Consider the following 20,862-nt stretch of genomic DNA (forward strand, 5'->3'; position numbering starts at 1 on the left):
GGGCGGCGGGACAGGCCGCCGTGGGCACACCACGGCCTGCCCTGCCCAGAGGGAGTGCCCGCCGGGGGTACACCACGGTCTGTCCCCGGAGGGGAAGCCACCGCCGGGGGGCACGCCACGGCCCGCCCCCCGGAGGGGATGCCCGCCGGGGGTACACCACGGCCTGTCCCTGGAGGGGGAAGCCACCGCCGTGGGCACACCACGGCCTGCCCTGCCCAGAGGGAGTGCCCGCCGGGGGTACACCACGGCCTGCCCCCCTGGAGGGGAAGCCACCGCCGGGGGTACACCACGGCCCGCCCCCCCGGAGGGGATGCCCGCCGTGTGCACACAGCGGCCTCCCCCCGGAGGGGAAGCCACCGGGGACACACCACGGCCCGCCCCCCCCCAGAGGGGAAGGCGGGCCGCAGAGGTGTGATGGGGGCTTAGAACGCTGCCTCGTCCAGTTCCATCAGGTCCAGTGAGACGCCCTCGGCGAGCTTCCGCTCGGAGGCGACGCCCGGGAGGACGTTCGTGGCGAAGAACCTGGCCGCGGCGATCTTGCCCTGGTAGAAGGCGACATCCTTCGCCGAAGCCGTCTCCAGCTTCTCGGCGGCCACCGCCGCGCCCCGCAGGAGCAGGTAGCCGACCACGACGTCGCCCGAGGCCATCAGGAGGCGGGTCGTGTTGAGGCCCACCTTGTAGATGGACTTGACGTCCTGCTCCGTCGCCGCGAGGTCCGTCAGCATGACACCGACGATGGCCTCCAGCTCGACCGCGGCCTTGGCCAGCTCCTCGCGGGCCCCGGCAAGCGCCTCGCCGCCCGTGCCGACCGCGAGGAACTTCTTGATCTCCTCGGCGAGGCCGTTCAGCGCGGCGCCCTGGTTGCGGACGATCTTCCGGAAGAAGTAGTCCTGGCCCTGGATCGCCGTGGTGCCCTCGTAGAGGGTGTCGATCTTCGCGTCACGGATGTACTGCTCGATCGGGTACTCCTGGAGGTACCCCGAGCCGCCGAACGTCTGGAGCGACTGCGCCAGCTGCTCGTACGACTTCTCCGAGCCGTAGCCCTTCACGATCGGCAGGAGGAGGTCGTTCAGGGCGATCAGCGCCGACGCGTCCTCGCCCGCCGCCTCCTTGATCTGGATGTCGTCCTGGACCGCCGCGGTGTGCAGGACAAGGGCGCGCATGCCCTCCGCGTACGCCTTCTGCGTCATGAGCGAGCGGCGCACGTCCGGGTGGTGGGTGATCGTCACCTTGGGCGCGGTCTTGTCCATGAACTGGGCCAGGTCCGGGCCCTGCACGCGCTCCTTGGCGTACTCAAGGGCGTTGAGGTAGCCGGTCGAGAGCGTTGCGATCGCCTTCGTGCCCACCATCATGCGGGCGAACTCGATGATCATGAACATCTGGCGGATGCCCTCGTGCTTGTCGCCGATCAGCCAGCCCTTGGCGGGGTGCTGGTCGCCGAACGTCATCTCGCACGTGTTGGACGCCTTGAGGCCCATCTTGTGCTCGACGTTCGTGGCGTACACGCCGTTGCGGGCGCCCAGCTCGCCGGTCTCCCAGTCGAACTCGTACTTCGGTACGAGGAAGAGGGACAGGCCCTTGGTGCCGGGGCCGTGGCCCTCGGGGCGGGCGAGGACGTAGTGGAGGATGTTCTCCGACATGTCGTGCTCACCGGACGTGATGAAGCGCTTCACGCCCTCGATGTGCCAGGAGCCGTCCTCCTGCAGCGTCGCCTTCGTGCGGCCCGCGCCGACGTCCGAACCGGCGTCCGGCTCGGTCAGGACCATCGTCGAGCCCCACTGCTTCTCGACGGCGATCGCGGCGATCTTCTTCTGCGCCTCGTTGCCCTCTTCGTGCAGGATGCCCGCGAACGCCGGACCGGAGGAGTACATCCACACCGCCGGGTTGGCGCCGAGCAGCAGCTCCGCGTACGCCCAGATCAGCGAGCGCGGCGAGGTCGTGCCGCCGATCTCCTCGGGCAGGCCGAGGCGCCAGTACTCGGAGTCCATGAAGGCCTGGTAGCTCTTCTTGAAGGACGCGGGTACGGGAGCGGTGTTGGTGGCCGGGTCGAAGACCGGCGGGTTGCGGTCGGCGTCCTCGAAGGACTCGGCCAGCTCGTTCTCGGCGAGCCTGCGCAGCTCGTCGAGGATGCTCTTGGCGGTGTCGACGTCCATCTCCGCGAACGGGCCGGTGCCGTACAGCTTGTCGCGGCCGAGCACCTCGAAGAGGTTGAACTCGATGTCGCGGAGATTCGACTTGTAGTGCCCCATGGCGACGGCTCCGTAAGCAGAAAAGGGATCAACGGGATCAGTACCAGCTAGTAGCTACGATGATGCTACCCGCCAGTAATAAGAAGCAACCCCTAATGGGTCATCTGTGACTCAGCACTCGCGCGGGCTCAGTACTCTTGCGGTCATGTACGGCTACGACCAGAGCCCTGGCGCCCAGCAGCAGTACGCCCCGCCGGGGGCCCAGCCGCCGCCGCAGCAGCAGATGCCCGGCGGCGCGGGCGGGTACGCCCAGCAGCCCCCGCTCTATCCCGAGCCGTCACCCCCGTCCCTCGCGGACGCGGTGCGCGCCTTCACCACGGGGTCGATGTCCGCCGAGGACTTCCAGCAGGCCTTCGCGACGTCCAAGGTCTACTGCCCGCGCGGCGACAACCCCGGCTTCCTCGCCCTGCACAACACCCAGCAGCCGGTGATCCCGATGTTCACCTCGCTCAAGGAGCTGCGGCGGTACGCGGGCAAGGAGTCCAAGTACTTCGTGATCACGGGCGCCGAGGTCATCGATCTCCTGCCGACGGGGTACGGCTTCGTGCTCGACATGGAGGGCGAGCACCGCATGGTCTTCGACGCGAAGGCCGTCGAGCAGATGGTCGACTTCGCGATGCGGAGGATGTACGGCTAGCCGCTTCTCGTACTGACAGCGCCATGACGCCCGGAGGGAATGCCCTCCGGGCGTCTCGCGTTCCCAGTGGCAAGAAGTTCTACGTTCAACTAAACTGAGCGTACGAGAAGGAGGCACCGACATGCCCGCAGTGACCGTCGAGAACCCGCTGACCCTGCCCCGTGTGGCCGCGTCCGGCGACGCCGTGGCCCGCCCCGTGCTCGCCGTGACCGACGCCCCCAGCGGCTTCGAGGGCGAGGGCTTTCCGGTGCGCCGGGCCTTCGCGGGGATCAACTACAAGTACCTCGACCCGTTCATCATGATGGACCAGATGGGCGAGGTGGATTACGGCGCCGGGGAGCCGAAGGGCACTCCGTGGCACCCGCACCGTGGCTTCGAGACCGTCACGTACATCATCGACGGCACCTTCGTGCACCAGGACTCCAACGGCGGTGGCGGCACCATCACCAATGGCGACACCCAGTGGATGACGGCGGGCTCCGGTCTCCTGCACATCGAGACTCCGCCCGAGTCGCTCGTGGCGTCCGGCGGGCTGTTCCACGGCCTTCAGCTGTGGGTCAACCTGCCCGCCAAGGACAAGATGAAGGACCCGCGCTACCAGGACATCCGTGGCGGTCAGGTGCAGCTCCTGAGCACGCCCGACGGCGGCGCGCTGCTCCGTGTCATCGCGGGCGAGCTCGACGGCCACGAGGGCCCCGGCATCACACACACGCCGATCACGATGGTCCACGCGACGTTGCGTCCCGGCGCGGAGATCACGCTGCCCTGGCGCGCGGACTTCAACGGGCTCGCCTACGTGCTGGCAGGACGCGGCTCGGTCGGAACGGACCGCAGGCCCGTGCACATGGGGCAGACGGCCGTGTTCGGAGCGGGTTCCTCGCTGACGGTCCGCGCGGACGAGAAGCAGGAATCCGACCACCCGGACCTGGAGGTCGTCCTCCTCGGCGGCCGGCCGCTGAGGGAGCCGATGGCGCACTACGGGCCGTTCGTCATGAACACCCGCGAGGAACTCCAGCAGGCCTTCGACGACTTCCAGAAGGGCCGCCTGGGGACGATTCCGGCGGTGCACGGGATGTCTGAGGGCGGGCTGTAGGCCCAGCGGCGGGTGGCGGAAGGGCCGGGGCGGATCGCGGTTCCCCCGGAGGTGCCCGCCGTGCACGGCAGGTAGCCGTACATGAAGTGCGGGGCCCTTGCGGCCGTGCTCGGGTGGGAGGGTGAGCACCCTTCTGCCCGAGCCCGTACGGCGTACCGCCGCCTGGTGTGTCGTCCTGCTGCTCGCCACCGGCGTGGCGGCCGTGGCGATCTGGCTCGTCATCATCTTCAAGACGGCCGTCACGCCGGTGCTGCTCGCCCTCCTCGGCACGGCACTCCTCGGGCCCGTCTACCGATGGCTCCTGAAGATGAAGGTGCAGCGCTCGCTGGCCGCCGGTCTGACCTGCGCGGCCGTCGTCGCGGTCGTCGGCGGCGCGATGTACGTCGTGGTCAAGGCCCTGATCGACACCGGCGACCAGATCATCGCCTCCCTGAAGCAGGCCGCGACCGACCTGTCGAAGCACTTCGGGGCGGCCGGGACCTCGCTGGAGGACATGGCGTCCAACGCGAAGGATCTGCTCGGCAAGTTCGGCGGATCCGCCGCGTCCGGGGTGATCAGCGGGCTGAGCGTCGTCGGCGAGATGATCGCCATGGCTGTGCTTGCGCTGCTGCTCGTCTTCTTCTTCCTGCGGGACTCCGACCGGGCCCTGGGGTCCATGCGCTCGCTCGCCCCGGGCGGCACCGCCGACACCGTCGAGGCGATGGGCCGCCGGGCCTTCGAGGCGGTCGAGGGCTTCATGCGCGGGACCACCCTCATCGCACTCATCGACGCGATCTGCATCACCGTGGGGCTGCTGATCCTGCGGGTGCCGGGGGCGTGGGGGCTTGGGGCGCTCGTCTTCATCGGCGCGTACATCCCCTACCTGGGGGCGTTCATCTCCGGGGCCGTCGCCGTGCTCGTCGCGCTGGCCGACCGGGGAGTGATCATCGCTCTGTGGGCGCTGGGGGTGGTGCTTGCCGTGCAGGTCCTGGAGGGGCATGTGCTGCAGCCGCTGATCCAGTCCAGGACGGTGCAGATGCATCCGGCGATCGTGATGCTGACGATCACCGCGGGGGCCTCTGTGGCGGGGATCTTGGGGATGCTGCTCGCCGTGCCGGTGACGGCGGCGGCCTTCGGGGTGTTCTCGGAGCTGCGGGGGCGGTATGCGGAGGGCGCGGGCTAGGCCTCCCCGGACGGTCTTTCATGGCTGTCGTTCCCCTCGTACAGCTCGAACCAGATGCTCTTCCCGTCGCCCCGCGGATCCACCCCCCACGCGTCCGCGAGCAGCTCCATCAGGACCAGGCCCCGGCCGGAAGAGGCCAGCTCGCCGGGGTGGCGTTTGTGGGGCAGGTCGTCGCTGCCGTCCGAGACCTCGGCCCGCAGCCGGCGCGCACCCGGCTCCCCGGTCACCTCGGCGACCAGCAGGGCGTCGCCGTCCGTGTGCACCAGGACGTTGGTGACCATCTCGGAGACCATCAGGACCGCCGAGTCGACCTGATCGGGGTCCGCCCAGTCGTGAAGGAGTTCCCGGACGTGCTGCCGTGCCCCGGCGATCCGCTCGGGCTCGGCCTGCGCGACCGTCAGGACGGTGCGGCGCGCGGCCGTGCGCAGCTCGGGGTGGCCGGTCCTGCGCAGCAGCAGGACCGCTATGTCGTCCTCGCGGCGGTCCGCGAGCGGGCCCGTGGTGTGGTGCGACGAGGGCCCGTGCACGGCCTGTACGAGGGTGTCGGCGAGCCCCTCGAGGCCGTCGCCGCTCTCGCCGTCGCCCGCGGCGTCGTACTCCTCAAGGATCTTGCGGATCCGGGTCCAGCCGCTGTCCAGATCGTGGCCGCCGGTCTCGATGAGCCCGTCCGTGCAGACCAGCATCGTCTCGCCGGCCTCCAGGACGAGCCGGGTCGTGGGGTAGTCCGCGTCGGGGTCGATGCCGAGCGGCAGGCCGCCCGCGGCGGTGCGCTGCACGACCGTTCCGTCGGCCATCCGTATCGCCGGCTCCGGGTGGCCCGCGCGGGCCATCTCCAGGACGCCGGTGGCCGGGTCGGCCTCCACGTACAGGCAGGTCGCGAAGCGGGGATCGGCCCCGGCGCTGTGCGGGTCGCCGCTCGAACCGCCCGTGATGCCGTCCGTGATCCCGGAGAGGAAGCGGGTCGCACGGGAGAGCACCGCGTCGGGGCGGTGGCCCTCGGACGCGTACGCGCGCAGGGCGATCCGCAGCTGCCCCATCAGGCCCGCCGCGCGCACGTCATGGCCCTGTACGTCGCCGATGACGAACGCGATGCGGCCGTTGGGCAGCGGAATCATGTCGTACCAGTCGCCGCCCACCTGGAGCCCGCCGCCGGTCGGCACATACCGCGCGGCCACGCTCATCCCCGGGATCCGCGGCCCGAGCAGCGGCAGCATCGAGCGCTGCAGGCCCTCCGTGAGCTCGCGCTCCGACTCGGCGACCCCGGCCCGCGACAGGGCCTGCGCCAGCATCCGGGCCACCGTCGTCAGGACCGCGCGCTCGTCCGGCGTGAACGAGACGGGGTAGGCGAAGGCCGCGAGCCAGGCGCCCATCGTGCGGCCCGCCACGGTCAGCGGCAGGAACGCCCAGGACTGCCGCTCGAAGCGCTGCGCGAGCGGCCAGGTCGCCGGATAGCGCTCGTGGTACTCCTCCGGCGACGAGAGGTACACCGCGCGGCCCGTGCGGACCACCTCGGCGGCCGGATAGTCGGTGTCCAGCGGCATCGAGAAGGGCTCGTCGTCCCCCGGCCCGTGCCCGTGGTGCCCGATGACCTTGAGCCGGTCGCCCTCGACCCCGAAGACCCCGAGCCCGTCCGGCGAGAACCCCGGCATCGAGAGCCCGCCCGCGACCCGGAGCACCTCCTCGGTCGACCCCGCCTCGGCCAGCGCCCGCCCCGCGTCGAGCAGGAATGCCTCGCGGGAGCGGCGCCAGTCGCCGGTGACGGGGCTGCGATGGGCGGCGCCCGGCGGGGGCTCGGTCACTTCCTGCAGGGTGCCGATCAGCTCGTACGAATGAGTGGCCGCGTCCACGATCGGCTTCGAGCGGCTGCGCACGATGCGCAGGACCCGCCGCCCCTGCTCGTCCATGATCCGCAGGCGGGCCTCGGCGAGGGTGCCCTCGGCGACGGCGAGCTGGACGATGCCGTCGATCTCGTTCCAGTCGACGGGGTGGAAGCGGGAGCGCACGCCCGCCTCCGTGAGGGTCTGTGCGCGTGCGGGAAGGCCGAGGAGCCGGGCCGCCTCCGCGTCGAGCGTGACGGTCCCGGATGCGTTGTCCCAGCGCCACAGACCGGTCGCGATGGCGGTCAGGACGTCCCGTACGGGAGGCAGGGGATCGTCCCCCGCCTGCTGCGGGGGATCGTCAGTGCGCATTGACCCACTTTAGGAAGATCAGCGGAGAAGGCGCCACCGAGGGTGCCGGAGGAGCCTCCGGAGAGTGCCCCCGACGGTAATACGGAAAGCGATCTCCGCCCGGACGGTAGCCTTGGTGCCTGTCTGCTCTCTCCCCTATTCGCGAAGACTGGATGAACGACGATGCATCGGTACAGGTCCCACACCTGCGGCGAGCTCCGCGCCTCTGACGTCGGCTCCGACGTCCGGCTGAGCGGCTGGCTGCACAATCGCCGAGACCTGGGCGGCATCCTCTTCATCGATCTGCGCGATCACTACGGCATCACGCAGCTGGTGGCCCGCCCCGGCACCAAGGCCGCCGAGGTCCTGGACAAGCTCTCCAAGGAGACGGTCGTCCGGGTCGACGGCAAGGCCGTTTCGCGCGGCGCGGAGAACGTGAACCCGGAGCTGCCCACCGGCGAGATCGAGATCGAGGCCGCCGAGGTCGAGGTGCTCGGCACGGCCGCCCCGCTGCCCTTCACGGTCAACGCGGACGACGGCGTGAACGAGGAGCGGCGCCTGGAGTACCGCTTCCTCGACCTGCGCCGCGAGCGCATGCACGGCAACATCATGCTGCGCTCCTCGGTGATCGCCTCGATCCGCTCGAAGATGGTCGCCCTCGGCTTCAACGAGATGGCGACGCCGATCCTCGCCGCGACGTCCCCCGAGGGCGCCCGCGACTTCGTCGTCCCGTCCCGCCTGAACCCCGGCAAGTTCTACGCGCTTCCGCAGGCCCCGCAGCAGTTCAAGCAGCTGCTCATGATCTCGGGCTTCGACCGCTACTTCCAGATCGCGCCGTGCTTCCGCGACGAGGACGCGCGCGCGGACCGCTCGCCGGGCGAGTTCTACCAGCTCGACGTCGAGATGAGCTTCGTGGAGCAGGAAGACGTCTTCCAGCCCATCGAGAAGCTGATGACGGAGCTCTTCGAGGAGTTCGGCAACGGCCGCCACGTCACGTCACCCTTCCCGCGCATCCCGTTCCGCGAGTCGATGCTGAAGTACGGCAACGACAAGCCGGACCTGCGCGCGCAGCTCGAGCTGAGCGACATCACGGACATCTTCGCCGACTCCGAGTTCAAGGCCTTCGCGGGCAAGCACGTGCGTGCACTGCCGGTCCCGGACACGGCGTCCCAGTCCCGCAAGTTCTTCGACGGCCTCGGTGACTACGCCGTGGAGCAGGGCGCCAAGGGCCTTGCCTGGGTGCGCGTCGCCGAGGACGGCTCGCTGGCGGGCCCGATCGCCAAGTTCCTGACGGAGGCGAACGTCGAGGAGCTGACCAAGCGCCTCTCCCTCGCCCCCGGCCACGCGGTCTTCTTCGGCGCGGGCGAGTTCGACGAGGTCTCCAAGATCATGTCGGCGGTGCGCGTCGAGGCCGCCAAGCGCGCGGGCCACTTCGAAGAGGGCGTTTTCCGCTTCTGCTGGATCGTCGACTTCCCGATGTACGAGAAGGACGAGGACACCGGCAAGATCGACTTCTCCCACAACCCCTTCTCGATGCCCCAGGGCGGCATGAAGGACCTGGAGGAGAAGGACCCCCTCGACATCCTCGGCTGGCAGTACGACATCGTCTGCAACGGCATCGAGCTGTCCTCCGGCGCCATCCGCAACCACGAGCCCGAGGTCATGATCAAGGCCTTCGAGATCGCGGGCTACGACCGCGAGACGGTCGAGCAGGAGTTCGCGGGCATGCTCCGCGCCTTCAGCCTCGGCGCCCCGCCGCACGGCGGCATCGCCCCCGGCGTCGACCGCATCGTGATGCTCCTCGCGGACGAGCCGAACATCCGCGAGACGATCGCGTTCCCGCTGAACGGCAACGCGCAGGACCTGATGATGGGCGCGCCGACCGAGCTGGACGAGACGCGACTGCGCGAGCTGAACCTCGCGCTGCGGAAGCCGGTTGCCTCCGCCAAGGGCGAGGCCGAAAGCAAGTAGGCCTGAGCGCAGGCCAGTTGGGCCCCGGGACCGGCACGGTCCCGGGGCCCTTCGCGTCCATCAGTCGTTTATCGGCGCCACTTACGGTGACAGCCTTCGCTCGCATAACCATGGTCGGGGGACGGCATGGCGTTGCGTATTCACTTCACGGCACAGGACCTGGCGCGTACGACGGTCGCGGCGCGCCCGGACATCATGTGGGAGCTGACGATCAGCCTCCACCGGCTCCAGCTGCCACGGCGCGTCGCGCGCTGCGGGCCCTGGCTCGGACACGTACGCGACCGGCTGCGCACCCGCGACCTGCGGGCCGTGCTGCACTGCCTGACGACACTCGTGCCGCCGCACGGCGACTTCCCCGACTTCCTCACCCCACCGGGGCAGTTGGGCTTCGCCGACGCGCTCGACCTGATCGCGGGGGGCGGCCGCCGGATGTTCGCCGACGACCTCGCCTCGGCCTTCCGGGTACGCGAACGCCCCTTGTGGGTACGTCAGTTGGCCGACGGCGACCGCGAGCGGCGCCGGGAGCTCGTGTGCGGGCGCCGGGTCCTGGACGGCGGGGTCGGGAAGCTGCTCGGCGTCCTCTCGCCGACGGTCCGGTGGGCGTGGCCGGTGCTGACCGCCGACTATCCCGTCGACCGGGACCTGCACCTCGCCGGGCGGGGCATCACCCTCGTCCCGTCCTTCTTCTGCGCGACGCCGGTGACGCTGATCGACCCGGAGCTGCCCCCGGTCCTGGTGTATCCGGTGAGCGGTGCGGGCCCGCGCCCCGCCGATCGGGCGGACGGCCTCACCCCGGTGCTCGGCCGCACCCGCGCGCTGGCGATCCGGGCCCTGGTCCACCCCTGCTCGACCAGTGAACTGGCCCTGCGGATAGGCGTATCGGTGGCGAGCGCGAGCAGGCACGCGGCGGCGCTGCGGGACGCGGGTCTTGTCACGAGTGCGCGGCAGGGCGGCGAGGTGCTGCACGCGGCCACCCGGCTCGGCAGGGAACTCGCGGGGCGCGACGGGGAGTTGGCGCGCTCAGCCTGGGGCAAAGCTTCCGTTTGCAGCAGGATGCAATCCCCTGGTCGTGGCGGTTCCGCTTCCTCTCCAATGGTCATGGTCACACCAAGTGGCGCATGGCTGATGGGGAGGGGACGCTGTGAAGAGACGTATGGCTGTGGTGTTGGGCGGGGTGTTGGCGGCGGGTGTGCTGAGCATGCCGACGGCGGTAGCGGAGGATCCGCCGGACAACCGGCCGAACTTCCTGGCTCCGTTCACGTGCGGTCAGACGTGGGCGATGTTCACGTACGAGGGTCACGGCCCGGAGGACGGGAGCCAGGAGCAGAAGCGCATCGACATGCAGTGGACGGAGGGTGAGACGGAGGGGGCCGATGTCGTGGCGTCCGCGGGCGGCGAGGTGTCGCACGTCGAGCCCGGAGGCGTGCACATCGACCACGGCAACGGCTGGTTCTCCCAGTACCTCCACATGAGCGACCGGGTGCCGGAGGGCGAGACGGTCGAGGCGGGTGACTGGATCGGAACGGCGAGCCACGTATCCCCCGACCCCGACATGGTCGAGCACCTCCACTACCAGCAGATGTACGACTTCGACGACAACGGCTACCCCACAGAGGGAGGCGAGGACGGACCGGACGAGCTCGTCTACCCGGTCATCCAGGGCAAGGAGTACCGGCTCACCCCGGGCAACGGCGCGCCTACACCGGCGACAAGTCCATCTCCAACGGCTCCGCCGCCAAGCTCTCCGCCGTCCTGAAGACGAAGGACTCCGAAGAGCCGGTCGAGGGACGGGAGGTGGCCTTCGAGCTCGGGGTCGGCGACACCGCCCAGACCTGCGAGGGCAAGACGGACGCGAAGGGCGCCGCGACCTGCACGGTCGACGTGGCGGACCAGGCCCTGACCGACGACGCCACGGTCCCGCTCACCGCGGCCTTCGCGGGCGACGACGCGTACACGAAGTCCGACGACAGCGAGAAGCTGAAGCTCCAGCATGTGGAGGGCCGTTCCTACGGCCTCGCGGCCACGGTCCCGCTCCCGCTCATCCCGGTCGGCATCGACCCGACCCCGGACACCGGCACCGTACGGTCGGCGGGCGCGGAGACGAAGGCCCCGGCGTGCGGACAGGGTGTCAGCGCGATCGTCCTGAACGCCGACGCGCTGTGCGCGAAGGTCGTCACCGAGGTCGGCCCGAGCGCCGCGACGGCGACGTCGACCGTGGCCGACGCGTCCATCGGCCTGCCCGGCCTCCCGGTCATCGGCATCTCCGGGCTCACCTCGACGTCGTCCAGCAGCTGTGACGCGGCGAAGGGCAGCGTCAGCCTGAAGCTGACCGTGGCGGGCGCGGACGTGGTGATCGGTTCGAGCACCAGCAGCGCGCACGACTGCGTGTAGTGCCGGTTACGGGCAACCTGATCGGATGTGACTCGCTGCATCAAGCGGCCTGCGAGGCACCGCAGTTCTGCACGACGTCGATGTAATCGGCCACGGCGTCCCTGTTGCGGGTCAGGCAGTCGATGCGCTCGGTCATGCGGTCGCGTTCGAGCTTGAGGGCGGCGAGCATCTCCGGTGTGGCGTCGGGGAAGTGGATGGCCCGGGGACTGTCGAGACACGGGAGTATCTGCCGGATGATCCGGGTGGGAAGACCGGCGTCGAGCAGCCCCCTGATCTGCATCACCCGGTCCACGAGGCGCGCGTCGTACTGGCGGTAGCCGTTCGCCGAGCGCTGCGAGACGATCAGCCCCTGCTCCTCGTAGTAGCGCAACAGCCGGCGGGACGTGCGCGTGCGCTCCGACAGCTCTCCGATACGCATGTGACCTACCTCGTTGGATCAGCGGGTTGCGGTCTTCGCGGCAACAGCGGGTTTGCGGAACTTGTTCCCCCGCGGACGCAGAAGTCACGGAACGCAAAGAGGACCTGCTCGGCGACCCGGAGTGCGCGTCCGGGGCGTCGAGCAGGTCCTTTCCGCCCGCGCGAGCAGGCCGCGGGACGCGGGGTTTCAGACCGCCGTGGGCTGACCGCCGTACTGGATGACGTTCGACAGGACGACGTCGTGGCTCTGCACGTCGATGGTCACCCGGTCACCGTCGGCGATCCGGAACCCGTCGTGGAAGCTGGCCTCGTCGGCCCCCAGGAGCACGTAGTTCACCAGGCCGGGGCGGCGGACCGCCGGATACGTGAACAGGTGATCCGCCATGTCCTTGACCTTGAAGTACAGCGAGTCGCCGCCGCAGGAGAACTTGCCCTCCCAGGCCGGTTCGCCGTCGCGCTCGATGGTGACCTGGCCGGTCACCGACTGCGGCGGCTCGCCGAGGAAGAGCCACGGGGCCATGGAGGTGTCGCAGAGCTTGCAGTACGGGTTCCAGCCCGGGTTCTGCCGGTGCAGACCGATGTCGCACAGGTCGTTTCCGAAGGTGTAGCCGACGTAGTGCGGGTTGCCCTCGTCGTCGTTGACGTAGACGAGAGCCATCTCGGGCTCCTCGATCAGCGCGACCGGCTTCTCGGGAACGACGAGCGTCTCGCCGGGCATCTTCAGCCAGGAACCGAAGCCCTTGAAGAACCAGTTCGGGGCGACGAACTCCTCGTCCTCGCCGGGCTCGGTGTCGAACTTCGACTTGTGGGTGCGCATGAAGCCGCTCAGCAGGGCGTTACCGGTGGCGGTGGGCAGCAGCGGCGGGAGGTGGCGCAGCTCGGGGTCCCCGGCGGTGACGGTGATCTGCTCGGCGTCCGCGGTGACGGCGGCGATGACCGCCTCGAGGTTGTCGGCCGTCAGGAACGCCGTTCGCAGCTGCCCGTCGGACACCTTGTAGAGGGTCTGCGGCTGACCGGGGGTCGGCTTGTCGAAGCCCGCGTACCGCGCGCCCTTGTACTCGCACTCGAACAGGATGTACATGATGGATGACCCTTCTACGGGTGGGGTGGTGACGGTTGATCAGGCGCTGCGGGTGCCTGCGTGCTCGGCGGACGGGGCTAGGAGGTCGGCCAGGACCTCCTCGACGCGGTCGAGCGAGGCCCGGATCCAGGGGAGAGCAAGCGGATCGGCGGCGTTCAGGGCGGTGGTGCGCTCTTCGTCGGTGGCGCCGTACAGCCGGCTGGTGGCGGCCCGCATCCGCAGCGAGGCATCGGGTTCGCCGAACGCGCTCGCCGGCAGCAGCCCCACTCCGTAGCGCTCGACCAGGAGTTGGGCGAGCTCGGCGCCGTTGTGCACGCCGTGGGCCTGCGCGAGGTGGTCGCGCAGCGGCTCGAAGTCGGGGTACAGGTAGCAGGTGGCTGTCACCGGTGGCAGCACGGCGCCTGCGGCGGCGAACCGCCGTGACATCGCGTGGGCCACCGTCTCGTGCAGCCGGCGGCCGGCCGCGACGTGCTCGACCACGTCGTCCGGCTCCCCGAAGGCGTAGGCGGCAGCCTCCTGGACCGGCGCCGCGGGGCTGGACCAGATCTGGCTCGCGACGCCGGACAGCCGACTGTGCAGCTCGCGGCCGGTATCGCTGTCGGGAAGCCTGGCGACTCCGATCCGCCAGCCGCCGAGCGCCAGGTTCTTGGTGAGTCCGGTGGTGACCACGGTGCGTTCGGGGGCGTACACCGCCGGGGACACGGCCGGGGTCGCCGCCGTGTCGAAGACGAGGTCGCAGTAGATCTCGTCGGAGATGATGACGAGATCGAGTTCCCTGGCCGCCTCGCTCAGGCGGCGTACGGTGTCGGGCGCCGCGATGGTGCCGGTCGGGTTGTCCGGCGTGGTGACCACGACGGACCGCGGGTCGTGCCCGGCGCCCCGGGCCGCGGTGACCGCCTCGCGCAGCAGGTCGGGGTCGGGTACGCCGCCCTGGCCGGGCAGGATCGGGACGGCGATGGGCCGTACGCCGATCAGTCTGGCCTGGGCGGCGTAACTGACCCAGCTGGGCGTGGGGACCACTACGTCACCGCCGACGGCCAGCAGTAGTCCGAAGAGCAGGGGCTTGCTGCCGGGCCCGCACACGACCAGGTCGCGGTCCGTGGCCAGGCCGCGCCGCTGCCAGTAGCCGGCGACGGCGGTGCGCAGGGCGAGGCTGCCGGCCACGGGGCCGTAGGCGTTGCGGCCGGCAGCCTCGGCGAGCTTCTTCCGCAGTGCGGGAAGGACGGGCAGTCCGATCTCCCCGCTGGCCATGGAGATCACCTGCTCTCCGGCCTGGCGTCGGCGGGCGATGGCCTCGTCGGCGGCGAGAGTCGCCGACATGGTCACCGGGGCGGTCTTGGGCATGGCTGACTCCAACGGTCGGTTGGCGGGCGGGTCTCCGTGCCGCGAAGGGGCGCGGGGCTGTATCGACGTGCGGATCCGCGGCGCGAGCGCGACCAGCCACGACGAATCTGCGGATCTGCGGATCTGCGGACGAGTACCGGATTTCCGCGGAGCACTCAGCCGTAGAGCTTGCGCAGTTCGGCCTTGCGGACCTTGCCGGTGAGGGTCTTGGGCAGCTTGTCGACCACCACCACGCGGTCCGGCCAGAACCGCTCGGGCGTGTCCGCGCCCCGCAGGTGCCCCCGGATCTCCTCCAGTGAGGGCTTGTCGCCGCCGTTGTGCACGAGGACCGCGAGGATCTCGTCGGTGACCTGGCCGGTCGGGCCCACCAGCGCGGCCTCGGAGACCTTGGGGTGGCGTGCGATGGTCGACTCGAGTTCGGCCATGGGGACGACGACGCCGTCGCGCATGATGGCGTCCTTGGCCCGGCCCAGGACGCGGATGCCGCCGCGGCCGTCCTCGCGCGCCACGTCGCCCGTGTCGAACCAGCCGTCCTCGGTGAGTTCGGCCGCGAACAGGTCGTCGCGCTTGTGGTACGTGAGGGCGAGTGAGGCGCCGCGCACCCGCAGGCGGCCCACGGAGGCACGCTCGTCGGGGTTCTTGCAGTTGTCGATGCGGATTTCCATCGCATCGATGGGACGGCCGTTGCTGTGCGCCGCCCAGTCCTGGTCGTAGTCGAGCTTGGTGATGGTCACAGGGCCGTTCTCCGACATGCCCCACAGCGAGTACGTCCGCACGCCCAGGGTGTCGCGGAGCTCGTCCACCAGCGGCTGCAGCACCGGCGCCGAGCCGGTCACCACATGGCGCAGTGTGTTGACCTCCCGCCTGTCGGCGCGCAGCGATTCGGCGATGTCCATCAGGGTCGGCGGCGGCCCGTAGAGCAGGGTGGCGCCGTACCGCTCCACCAGGTCGAGCAGGACCTCGTTCTTGCGGACGTCCTGGAAGGCGATGGTGCCGCCCAGCATGACGCTGGCGAGGATGCCCTGGCCGAAGCCGGAGTAGTGCACCAGCGGCGTGGACACCGCGGCGACCAGGGTCTCGTCCAGGAGGAAGGTGTCGACGTAGCCGCGCACCGCCGAGTGGATCGTGTTCTGGCTGTGCAGCACGCCCTTGGACAGGCCCGTGGTGCCGGAGGTGAACAGCACGACGAACGGGTCGTCCGGCCGCAGCTCGCGGCCCTGAAGGGCGGTGGCGTGCCGCTCCTCCCAGTTGACGCCCACGAAGTGCTCGTGGAAGTCGCGGGCGCCCTCGGGGGCCCGGCCGCCGACCACCACGACCTGCTCCAGGGAGGCCACTTCGGTGCTCAGCCGTGTGACGATGTCGGCCAGGGGGGTGCCGTCCCACTCCGGGACGGTGACGCACACGCGGGCCTCGGTCAGTTCGAGGCGGTGGCGCAGCTCCTCCTCGTCGCAGATCGGCGAGATCGGACAGATGGCCGCGCCGACGCGTATGCAGGCGAAAAGGAGGGGCGCCATCTCCCACCGGTTGGGCAGCTGCACGGCCACGAAGTCGCCGCGCCGCACGCCGAGTTCGAGCAGGGCCCCCGCGAAGCGCTCGGTCATCTGGGCGAGCTCGGTGTAGTCGAGGGTGTCGGTGCGGCCCTGGTTGACGCGGCGTCCCGCGACGGCCAGCTTGTGCGGGCGCCTGGCCGCCTGGTGGCGCAGGTCGTCGAGGAAGGTCTCGTCCCGCCACCAGCCGCGCCGCCGGTACTCGGCCGCACGGTCCTCGCAGGAGTCCGATGTCGGGCCGGTGTGTATGGCGGTGGTCATCGGCGGTCCTTCCTGCGGGCGGTGAGCAGCTGCGGCAGCGGGTCGCCCGCGCTCGCCGCGGCGATCTCCAGGAGGTCTCGGGTGTTCTGCCGCACGCGGTCGCCGACCCAGTCGAAGACCCATTCCTTGCGCGCCGGAGCCGACAGGTCGAAGGGGACGACCCGGGTGACGGCCAGGGCGGCCGACGCGGCCCCGCCGATGTTGGCGATCACGCCGGGAACCAGGGTGGCGCCGGAGGCCCGCGCCTTCTCCTTCGCCTCGGCGCCGGAGGCGAGGTTTGCGCCCTCGACGACCAGGCCGGCGCGCAGTCGGTGCACGTTGTCCGCGTTGAGTGCGTACTTCTGTGCCGCGAGGATCAGCAGGTCGGCGTCGACGTCGAGCCAGGCGTCCGATTCCGTCGACACTGTCACGTTCTGCGGGAGCCTGGAGCGGTCGATCCGCCCGAACTCGTCGGTGATCGCGATGAGTTCGGCGACCGGCAGCCGGTCCGCGCTGAGGGTGCCCGCGATGTCGGCGACACCCACGATCACATGCCCGCGGTCCTCGAGGAACCGCGCGACCGCGCGGCCCACCGCGCCGAAGCCCTGCACGACGACCCGGGCGGACTCGGTGCGGCCGCCGGCCTCCAGGGCGGTGAGCGCCGCGACGCCGACGCCGTGACCGGTGCAGTCGATCAGCGGCTCGTAGTAGGTGCGCCAGTCGATCGGCATGTCCGGGGCGCCCTGCCGGAAGCGCGGGTCGTAGCCCGCCTCGTCGAAGAAGACGGCACGGTCAGCGGGCGTGACGCCCATGTCGATGCCGAGGTGGATGCCGCCGTGCAGCAGCGGCTTGACGGTGCGGCCGAAGGTACGGAAGGTCTCCTCGCGGTCGCTGCCGTCGGAGACGATGCCCGCCTTGGCACCGCCGATGGGCAGCCCGGCGAGCGTGAACTTGTGGGTCATGTCGCGGGCGAGACCGGCCACCTCCTCCTCGGTGACCCCGGTGGTCATCCGGGTGCCGCCCATGGCCAGGCCGTCGTGCAGCGAGTCGACCACGACCCAGCCCTTGAGGGGCCCGCCGCTGCCGTTCAACGACACGGTGAAGGCGGGGTCTTGGGGCTCTTGGGGTTCTTCCAGCGGTGGGATTTCGTTCGGAGCGTTCATTGCCATGGACCTCGTGATCGGTTCGAAGCGGTTGAGTGGGTGCTGCTGGGGGTCACTGGTAGATGTCGGCGAAGCCGCGCAGGATTTCCATTCCGTCGGCACGGAATTCGAGGTGGGCCTGGGCGCCGAAGATCCGGCCGTCGTCGGAGCGGAGGAACTCGACGGGGGCGTACTCGGAGCGTCCGATGGAGCGGAAGCCCGCCGGGGCCCCCTGCAGGTACAGGGTGTGGCGGTGGAAGACCGTCACGGTCGGCTTGACGTAGGAGAAGAGGGGCTCCTCCTTGTCGACCTGCACGTCGTAGCCGCCGACCCGCTGCGGGCCCTCGGCCAGTTGCCCGCCGTTGGCGACGGCGATGATCTGCATGCCGCCGCAGATGCCGAAGACCGGGACGTCGGCCCCCATGACGAGATCGATGAGGGGCCTGTAGTAGTCGCTGTCGTAGGCCCGCACCTTGGTTCCGCTCAGCACGATGGCCTGGTAGCGGGGATCAAGGCGGTCGGGCACCGAAGCGGCGTCGACGGTGTCGGTCTCGGAGCCCAGTTGTTCAAAGCGCTTGCGCAGCTGCTTGAGGGAAAGGGTTCCGTTGTTCACCACGAGAACCCGGGATGTCGCCACGTGCTCTGCTCCTGTCGCTGAGGTGTGTGTGCTGCCTTCGCCCGGCCGCGCGGGCCGGAGAAGAGGGGCGTCTCACGTACGGGTGATGACGGTTCCGGTGCGTTCAGCGAGCAGCTCCGAGACGGGCGCGCTGCCGATGATGACCCGGTCGACGCCCCGCTCCAGGGCCTCGCCGGCGGCCCGCAGCTTCTTGCGCATGCCGCCGGTGGCGCCGCGGTCGCGGAACTCGGCCGCGGCCTCGGCGGTGATCTGCCGCACCGGCTGCCCGTCGATCAGCAGGTGGGCGACGTCGGTGACCAGCGTCAGGGAGGTGGCCTCGGTCGCGCCCGCGATGGCGGCGGCAGCCCGGTCGGCGTCGGTGTTCACCACCTTGCCGTCCGTGTTGCGGGCCAGCGGCGTGACCAGGTGGCAGTGGCCCGCCCGCGGGTTCTTCAGCGCGCCGGGGTTCACATCGGTGATGGGGCCCACCAGGTTGTCGAGTTCGACGAGCTGCTTCTCGCGCCACCACCAGCGCTCGCCCTGGCCCGCCTGGACCAGGCCGTCGCTGCCCAGGACGCGTTCGGCGGTGATGCCCCGCTTCTCGAGGAGGGCGAAGACCTGCTCGCCCATGGTGTCGCTGACCGTCTTGATGTCGGCGATCACCTCGGGGGTGGTCCACCGGCTCTGGTTGCCGTAGCGGTCGCGCAGGACGGCCGACGGATCGGTGTAGCGGGAGCTCAGCTGCTTCAGCGGCTTGGACCAGCCGTGGACCAGGACCAGCGGGTGGCTGCGGCCGTGCTCGGCCAGGTCGTCCCACCAGGCCCGGGACATGTCGTCCAGGCAGCTGCCGCCCAGCTTGACCACTGTGGGGATGTTGCTCATGCCGGCACCAGCGGCTGCATCGTAAGACCCATCTCTTCCGGAAGCGAGAAGCGCTTGTTGACCGCCTGGACGGCTTGGCCCGCCGCGCCCTTGAGCAGGTTGTCCAGGGCGGAAAGGACGACGATGCGGCCCCCGTCGGGGTCGTGCAGCACGGTCACGTCGCAGTAGTTGGATCCCAGGACCGCCTGCGGGTCGGGGACCGGGATCATCGTCTCGTTGTGCCTGCGTACGCGGACGAAACGGTGCTCCTTGTAGAAGCGCACGTAGGCGCGCTGCAACTCGCGGCCGTCGACCTCGTCGTCGGTGAGCACATAGGAACTGGCGAGCAGTCCCCGCACGTGCGACACCCCGTAGGCCGACATCGTCAGCGAGCCGATCGTGCCCGGCTTGCCGCGCCGCAGGAAGTCGCCGACCTCGGCGGCGTGCCGGTGCCCGACGGGTGCGTACGGCGTGATGGCGCCGTTGCGGTAGGGGTGCAGGCCGGGGGTGCGCAGCTGCTGGCCGCTGCCGCTGGAACCGCTCTTGCCGTCCACCATCACGGTCTTGAGATCGAGACCGAGTGCGAGGGTCAGCGGTGCGAGGCCCAGGGTGATCGCGGTGGCGTAGCAGCCGGGCAGCGAGATCAGCGACGCGCCCACCATCTGGTCCCCGACGAGCTCGGGGGCACCGTAGACGAAGCGGTCGGCCAGTTCGGCCTGCCGCGCGACCTTGGGGTACCACCGCTCGTGGAGCTCGGGGGTGCGGATGCGGAAGGCGCCGCTCAGGTCGATCACGCACGGGACCTGTTCGGCCAGGGCCGGGGCGAGTTCGGCCGACACCTCGGCGGGCGTGGCAAGGAGCACCACGTCGCACCTCGCGGAGAGGTCCGTGGTGGCGGCCTCGACGGTCAGGCCCAGGTCCTGGCGCAGCCCCGGATGGAGTTCGGCGGGGCGCCTGCCGATGTTCGACGACCCGCCCAGGAAGGTCAGTTCCAGCTCGGGGTGCTGGCCGATGAGGCGGATCAGTTCACCGCCGGCGAATCCTGAGGCGCCGACTATGCCTACCCGGATCATGCGAGGATCTCCTGCAGATAGCGGCTGATGGCGGAGGGGATGTCGACTCCGGTCGCCTGGGCGATGGTCTTGAAGGCCGGCGCGTGGTTGACCTCGTTGACGACATGGCCCTCGGGCGTGCTGAAGAGGTCGATGCCGTAGATGCCTTCGCCGAGCTCGTTCACGACGCTGTCCACGATCTTCGCGAGCGCGGGGTCGTGGTCCAGGGCCCGGTTGCGGTTGCCGAGGGCGGCGTTGCTGCGCCAGTCGCTTCCGGCGCTCTGGAACTCGGCGGCGGCGACCAGTTCGCGGCCGACGACGAAGCAGCGGATCGAGGTGCCGCTGTCCAGGAACGGCTCCACCAGGCAGGCCTGCTCGAAGCCGTGCCCGAGGTCCTCGACGTAGTCGTAGAGGGACTGCGCCGTGTCGGCGTCACGGATGAGCGCCACCCGCTTGCCCATCCCGCCGAAGACGGGCTTGAGCACCAGCGGCAGGGGCAGCTCCTCCAGCGCCTTGTCGAAGTCCTGGCGGGAGAGGACGAGCCGGAACTGCGTCACCGGCACATCCGCGTTGCGCAGCACGGTGCGTAGGGTCAGCTTGTTCTCGCAGGCCTGGATGGCCGCGGCCGAGTTCAGGGTACGGATGCCCGATGCCTCGGCCTGGGTGGCCAGCAGGCCGCCGCGGGTGTAGCTGCGGCTGCGGATGAGAACGACGTCGTAGTCGCCCAGCTGCGGCGCGTCCGGGTCCCCGAGGCACAGGGACTCGTCGTTGATCCACTCGATGTCCAGGCCGGAGTTCGGCGCCGTATGGATCAGCTGTCGTTCCTCCCAGCCGATCCGGTCCGCCACAATGGCGATCTTTTTGCCCATGAAGGGACTCCTGCTCCTTGCT

General features: G+C 70.2%; 18 protein-coding genes. 7 read left to right on the plus strand and 11 right to left on the minus strand.

The window, feature by feature from the left end:
• Positions 1-422: 422 nt before the first annotated feature.
• Positions 423-2,249 (minus strand): acyl-CoA dehydrogenase, encoded by a 1,827-nt coding sequence (locus tag AB0O76_RS31115; protein ID WP_365497738.1) that lies wholly within the window; start codon positions 2,247-2,249, stop codon positions 423-425.
• Between the two features lie 145 nt (positions 2,250-2,394).
• Between AB0O76_RS31115 and AB0O76_RS31120 the strand changes: the two genes are divergently transcribed.
• The 3 genes from AB0O76_RS31120 (at position 2,395) to AB0O76_RS31130 (ending at position 5,141) form a co-directional block, all read left to right on the plus strand.
• Complete coding sequence (locus AB0O76_RS31120; RefSeq protein WP_360775482.1) at positions 2,395-2,886, plus strand: SseB family protein; 492 nt, start codon at positions 2,395-2,397, stop codon at positions 2,884-2,886.
• Positions 2,887-3,007: 121 nt separating this feature from the next.
• Positions 3,008-3,979: a pirin family protein gene (locus AB0O76_RS31125; protein ID WP_365497742.1), complete on the plus strand. Its 972-nt coding sequence runs from the start codon at positions 3,008-3,010 to the stop codon at positions 3,977-3,979.
• Positions 3,980-4,100: 121 nt separating this feature from the next.
• The gene (locus AB0O76_RS31130; protein ID WP_365497745.1) at positions 4,101-5,141 is read left to right on the plus strand and encodes an AI-2E family transporter; all 1,041 of its coding nucleotides are present in this window, start codon (positions 4,101-4,103) and stop codon (positions 5,139-5,141) included.
• On the opposite strand, the gene AB0O76_RS31135 is transcribed toward AB0O76_RS31130, so the two are convergent.
• Positions 5,138-7,330, minus strand: a complete 2,193-nt coding sequence (locus tag AB0O76_RS31135; protein ID WP_365497748.1) for a SpoIIE family protein phosphatase — start codon at positions 7,328-7,330, stop codon at positions 5,138-5,140. The two genes, AB0O76_RS31130 and AB0O76_RS31135, sit on opposite strands and share 4 nt — an antisense overlap.
• 162 nt (positions 7,331-7,492) lie before the next feature.
• Here AB0O76_RS31135 and aspS point away from each other — a divergent pair, with 162 nt between their 5' ends.
• From aspS to AB0O76_RS31155, 4 genes are all read left to right on the plus strand, one after another.
• Positions 7,493-9,280: an aspartate--tRNA ligase gene (gene aspS / locus AB0O76_RS31140; RefSeq protein WP_365497751.1), complete on the plus strand. Its 1,788-nt coding sequence runs from the start codon at positions 7,493-7,495 to the stop codon at positions 9,278-9,280.
• A gap of 126 nt (positions 9,281-9,406) precedes the next feature.
• Positions 9,407-10,639 (plus strand): winged helix-turn-helix domain-containing protein, encoded by a 1,233-nt coding sequence (locus AB0O76_RS31145; RefSeq protein WP_365497754.1) that lies wholly within the window; start codon positions 9,407-9,409, stop codon positions 10,637-10,639.
• Positions 10,620-11,036, plus strand: a complete 417-nt coding sequence (locus AB0O76_RS31150) for a M23 family metallopeptidase (protein ID WP_365497757.1) — start codon at positions 10,620-10,622, stop codon at positions 11,034-11,036. Before AB0O76_RS31145 ends, AB0O76_RS31150 begins: the two co-directional genes overlap by 20 nt.
• A 38-nt stretch (positions 11,037-11,074) precedes the next feature.
• Positions 11,075-11,671 carry a choice-of-anchor P family protein gene (locus AB0O76_RS31155; RefSeq protein ID WP_365497760.1) on the plus strand — a complete coding sequence of 199 codons (597 nt, stop codon included), beginning with the start codon at positions 11,075-11,077 and terminating at the stop codon, positions 11,669-11,671.
• 40 nt (positions 11,672-11,711) lie between these two features.
• Here AB0O76_RS31155 and AB0O76_RS31160 read toward each other — a convergent pair whose 3' ends face one another.
• The 9 genes from AB0O76_RS31160 to AB0O76_RS31200 form a co-directional block, all read right to left on the minus strand.
• The gene (locus AB0O76_RS31160; protein ID WP_365497763.1) at positions 11,712-12,089 is read right to left on the minus strand and encodes a MerR family transcriptional regulator; all 378 of its coding nucleotides are present in this window, start codon (positions 12,087-12,089) and stop codon (positions 11,712-11,714) included.
• A 186-nt stretch (positions 12,090-12,275) separates the two neighbouring features.
• On the minus strand, positions 12,276-13,169 hold the full coding sequence (locus AB0O76_RS31165; protein WP_365497766.1) for a fumarylacetoacetate (FAA) hydrolase: 894 nt from the start codon (positions 13,167-13,169) through the stop codon (positions 12,276-12,278).
• A gap of 39 nt (positions 13,170-13,208) precedes the next feature.
• Positions 13,209-14,513, minus strand: a complete 1,305-nt coding sequence (locus AB0O76_RS31170; RefSeq protein ID WP_365497769.1) for a pyridoxal phosphate-dependent aminotransferase — start codon at positions 14,511-14,513, stop codon at positions 13,209-13,211.
• A gap of 155 nt (positions 14,514-14,668) precedes the next feature.
• Positions 14,669-16,321, minus strand: a complete 1,653-nt coding sequence (locus AB0O76_RS31175) for an AMP-binding protein (protein WP_365497772.1) — start codon at positions 16,319-16,321, stop codon at positions 14,669-14,671.
• Entirely contained in the window at positions 16,318-17,463 is a 1,146-nt protein-coding gene (locus AB0O76_RS31180) for a Glu/Leu/Phe/Val dehydrogenase dimerization domain-containing protein (RefSeq protein ID WP_365497775.1), read from the minus strand. The genes AB0O76_RS31175 and AB0O76_RS31180 overlap by 4 nt, the downstream gene beginning before the upstream one ends.
• 52 nt (positions 17,464-17,515) lie before the next feature.
• Positions 17,516-18,079, minus strand: coding sequence for a gamma-glutamyl-gamma-aminobutyrate hydrolase family protein (locus AB0O76_RS31185; protein WP_365497779.1), 564 nt, complete (start codon positions 18,077-18,079; stop codon positions 17,516-17,518).
• 72 nt (positions 18,080-18,151) lie between these two features.
• Positions 18,152-18,940, minus strand: coding sequence for an acetylglutamate kinase (locus AB0O76_RS31190; protein WP_365497782.1), 789 nt, complete (start codon positions 18,938-18,940; stop codon positions 18,152-18,154).
• Complete coding sequence (gene argC / locus AB0O76_RS31195; RefSeq protein ID WP_365497785.1) at positions 18,937-19,992, minus strand: N-acetyl-gamma-glutamyl-phosphate reductase; 1,056 nt, start codon at positions 19,990-19,992, stop codon at positions 18,937-18,939. Before argC ends, AB0O76_RS31190 begins: the two co-directional genes overlap by 4 nt.
• Positions 19,989-20,840, minus strand: a complete 852-nt coding sequence (locus AB0O76_RS31200; protein ID WP_365497788.1) for a RimK family alpha-L-glutamate ligase — start codon at positions 20,838-20,840, stop codon at positions 19,989-19,991. The genes argC and AB0O76_RS31200 overlap by 4 nt, the downstream gene beginning before the upstream one ends.
• Positions 20,841-20,862 lie beyond the last annotated feature (22 nt).

Origin of the sequence: Streptomyces sp. NPDC086554 (assembly GCF_040686095.1) — a bacterium.
GTDB lineage: Bacteria > Actinomycetota > Actinomycetes > Streptomycetales > Streptomycetaceae > Streptomyces.

What these genes read in the sequence shown, in the direction of transcription:
- AB0O76_RS31115 (WP_365497738.1), bottom strand. Translation starts at nt 2,249, where the DNA reads ATGGGGCACTACAAGTCGAATCTCCGCGACATCGAGTTCAACCTCTTC.
- AB0O76_RS31120 (WP_360775482.1), top strand. Translation starts at nt 2,395, where the DNA reads ATGTACGGCTACGACCAGAGCCCTGGCGCCCAGCAGCAGTACGCCCCG.
- AB0O76_RS31125 (WP_365497742.1), top strand. Translation starts at nt 3,008, where the DNA reads ATGCCCGCAGTGACCGTCGAGAACCCGCTGACCCTGCCCCGTGTGGCC.
- AB0O76_RS31135 (WP_365497748.1), bottom strand. Translation starts at nt 7,330, where the DNA reads ATGCGCACTGACGATCCCCCGCAGCAGGCGGGGGACGATCCCCTGCCT.
- aspS (WP_365497751.1), top strand. Translation starts at nt 7,493, where the DNA reads ATGCATCGGTACAGGTCCCACACCTGCGGCGAGCTCCGCGCCTCTGAC.
- AB0O76_RS31145 (WP_365497754.1), top strand. Translation starts at nt 9,407, where the DNA reads ATGGCGTTGCGTATTCACTTCACGGCACAGGACCTGGCGCGTACGACG.
- AB0O76_RS31150 (WP_365497757.1), top strand. Translation starts at nt 10,620, where the DNA reads ATGCAGTGGACGGAGGGTGAGACGGAGGGGGCCGATGTCGTGGCGTCC.
- AB0O76_RS31160 (WP_365497763.1), bottom strand. Translation starts at nt 12,089, where the DNA reads ATGCGTATCGGAGAGCTGTCGGAGCGCACGCGCACGTCCCGCCGGCTG.
- AB0O76_RS31165 (WP_365497766.1), bottom strand. Translation starts at nt 13,169, where the DNA reads ATGTACATCCTGTTCGAGTGCGAGTACAAGGGCGCGCGGTACGCGGGC.
- AB0O76_RS31170 (WP_365497769.1), bottom strand. Translation starts at nt 14,513, where the DNA reads ATGCCCAAGACCGCCCCGGTGACCATGTCGGCGACTCTCGCCGCCGAC.
- AB0O76_RS31175 (WP_365497772.1), bottom strand. Translation starts at nt 16,321, where the DNA reads ATGACCACCGCCATACACACCGGCCCGACATCGGACTCCTGCGAGGAC.
- AB0O76_RS31180 (WP_365497775.1), bottom strand. Translation starts at nt 17,463, where the DNA reads ATGAACGCTCCGAACGAAATCCCACCGCTGGAAGAACCCCAAGAGCCC.
- AB0O76_RS31190 (WP_365497782.1), bottom strand. Translation starts at nt 18,940, where the DNA reads ATGAGCAACATCCCCACAGTGGTCAAGCTGGGCGGCAGCTGCCTGGAC.
- argC (WP_365497785.1), bottom strand. Translation starts at nt 19,992, where the DNA reads ATGATCCGGGTAGGCATAGTCGGCGCCTCAGGATTCGCCGGCGGTGAA.
- AB0O76_RS31200 (WP_365497788.1), bottom strand. Translation starts at nt 20,840, where the DNA reads ATGGGCAAAAAGATCGCCATTGTGGCGGACCGGATCGGCTGGGAGGAA.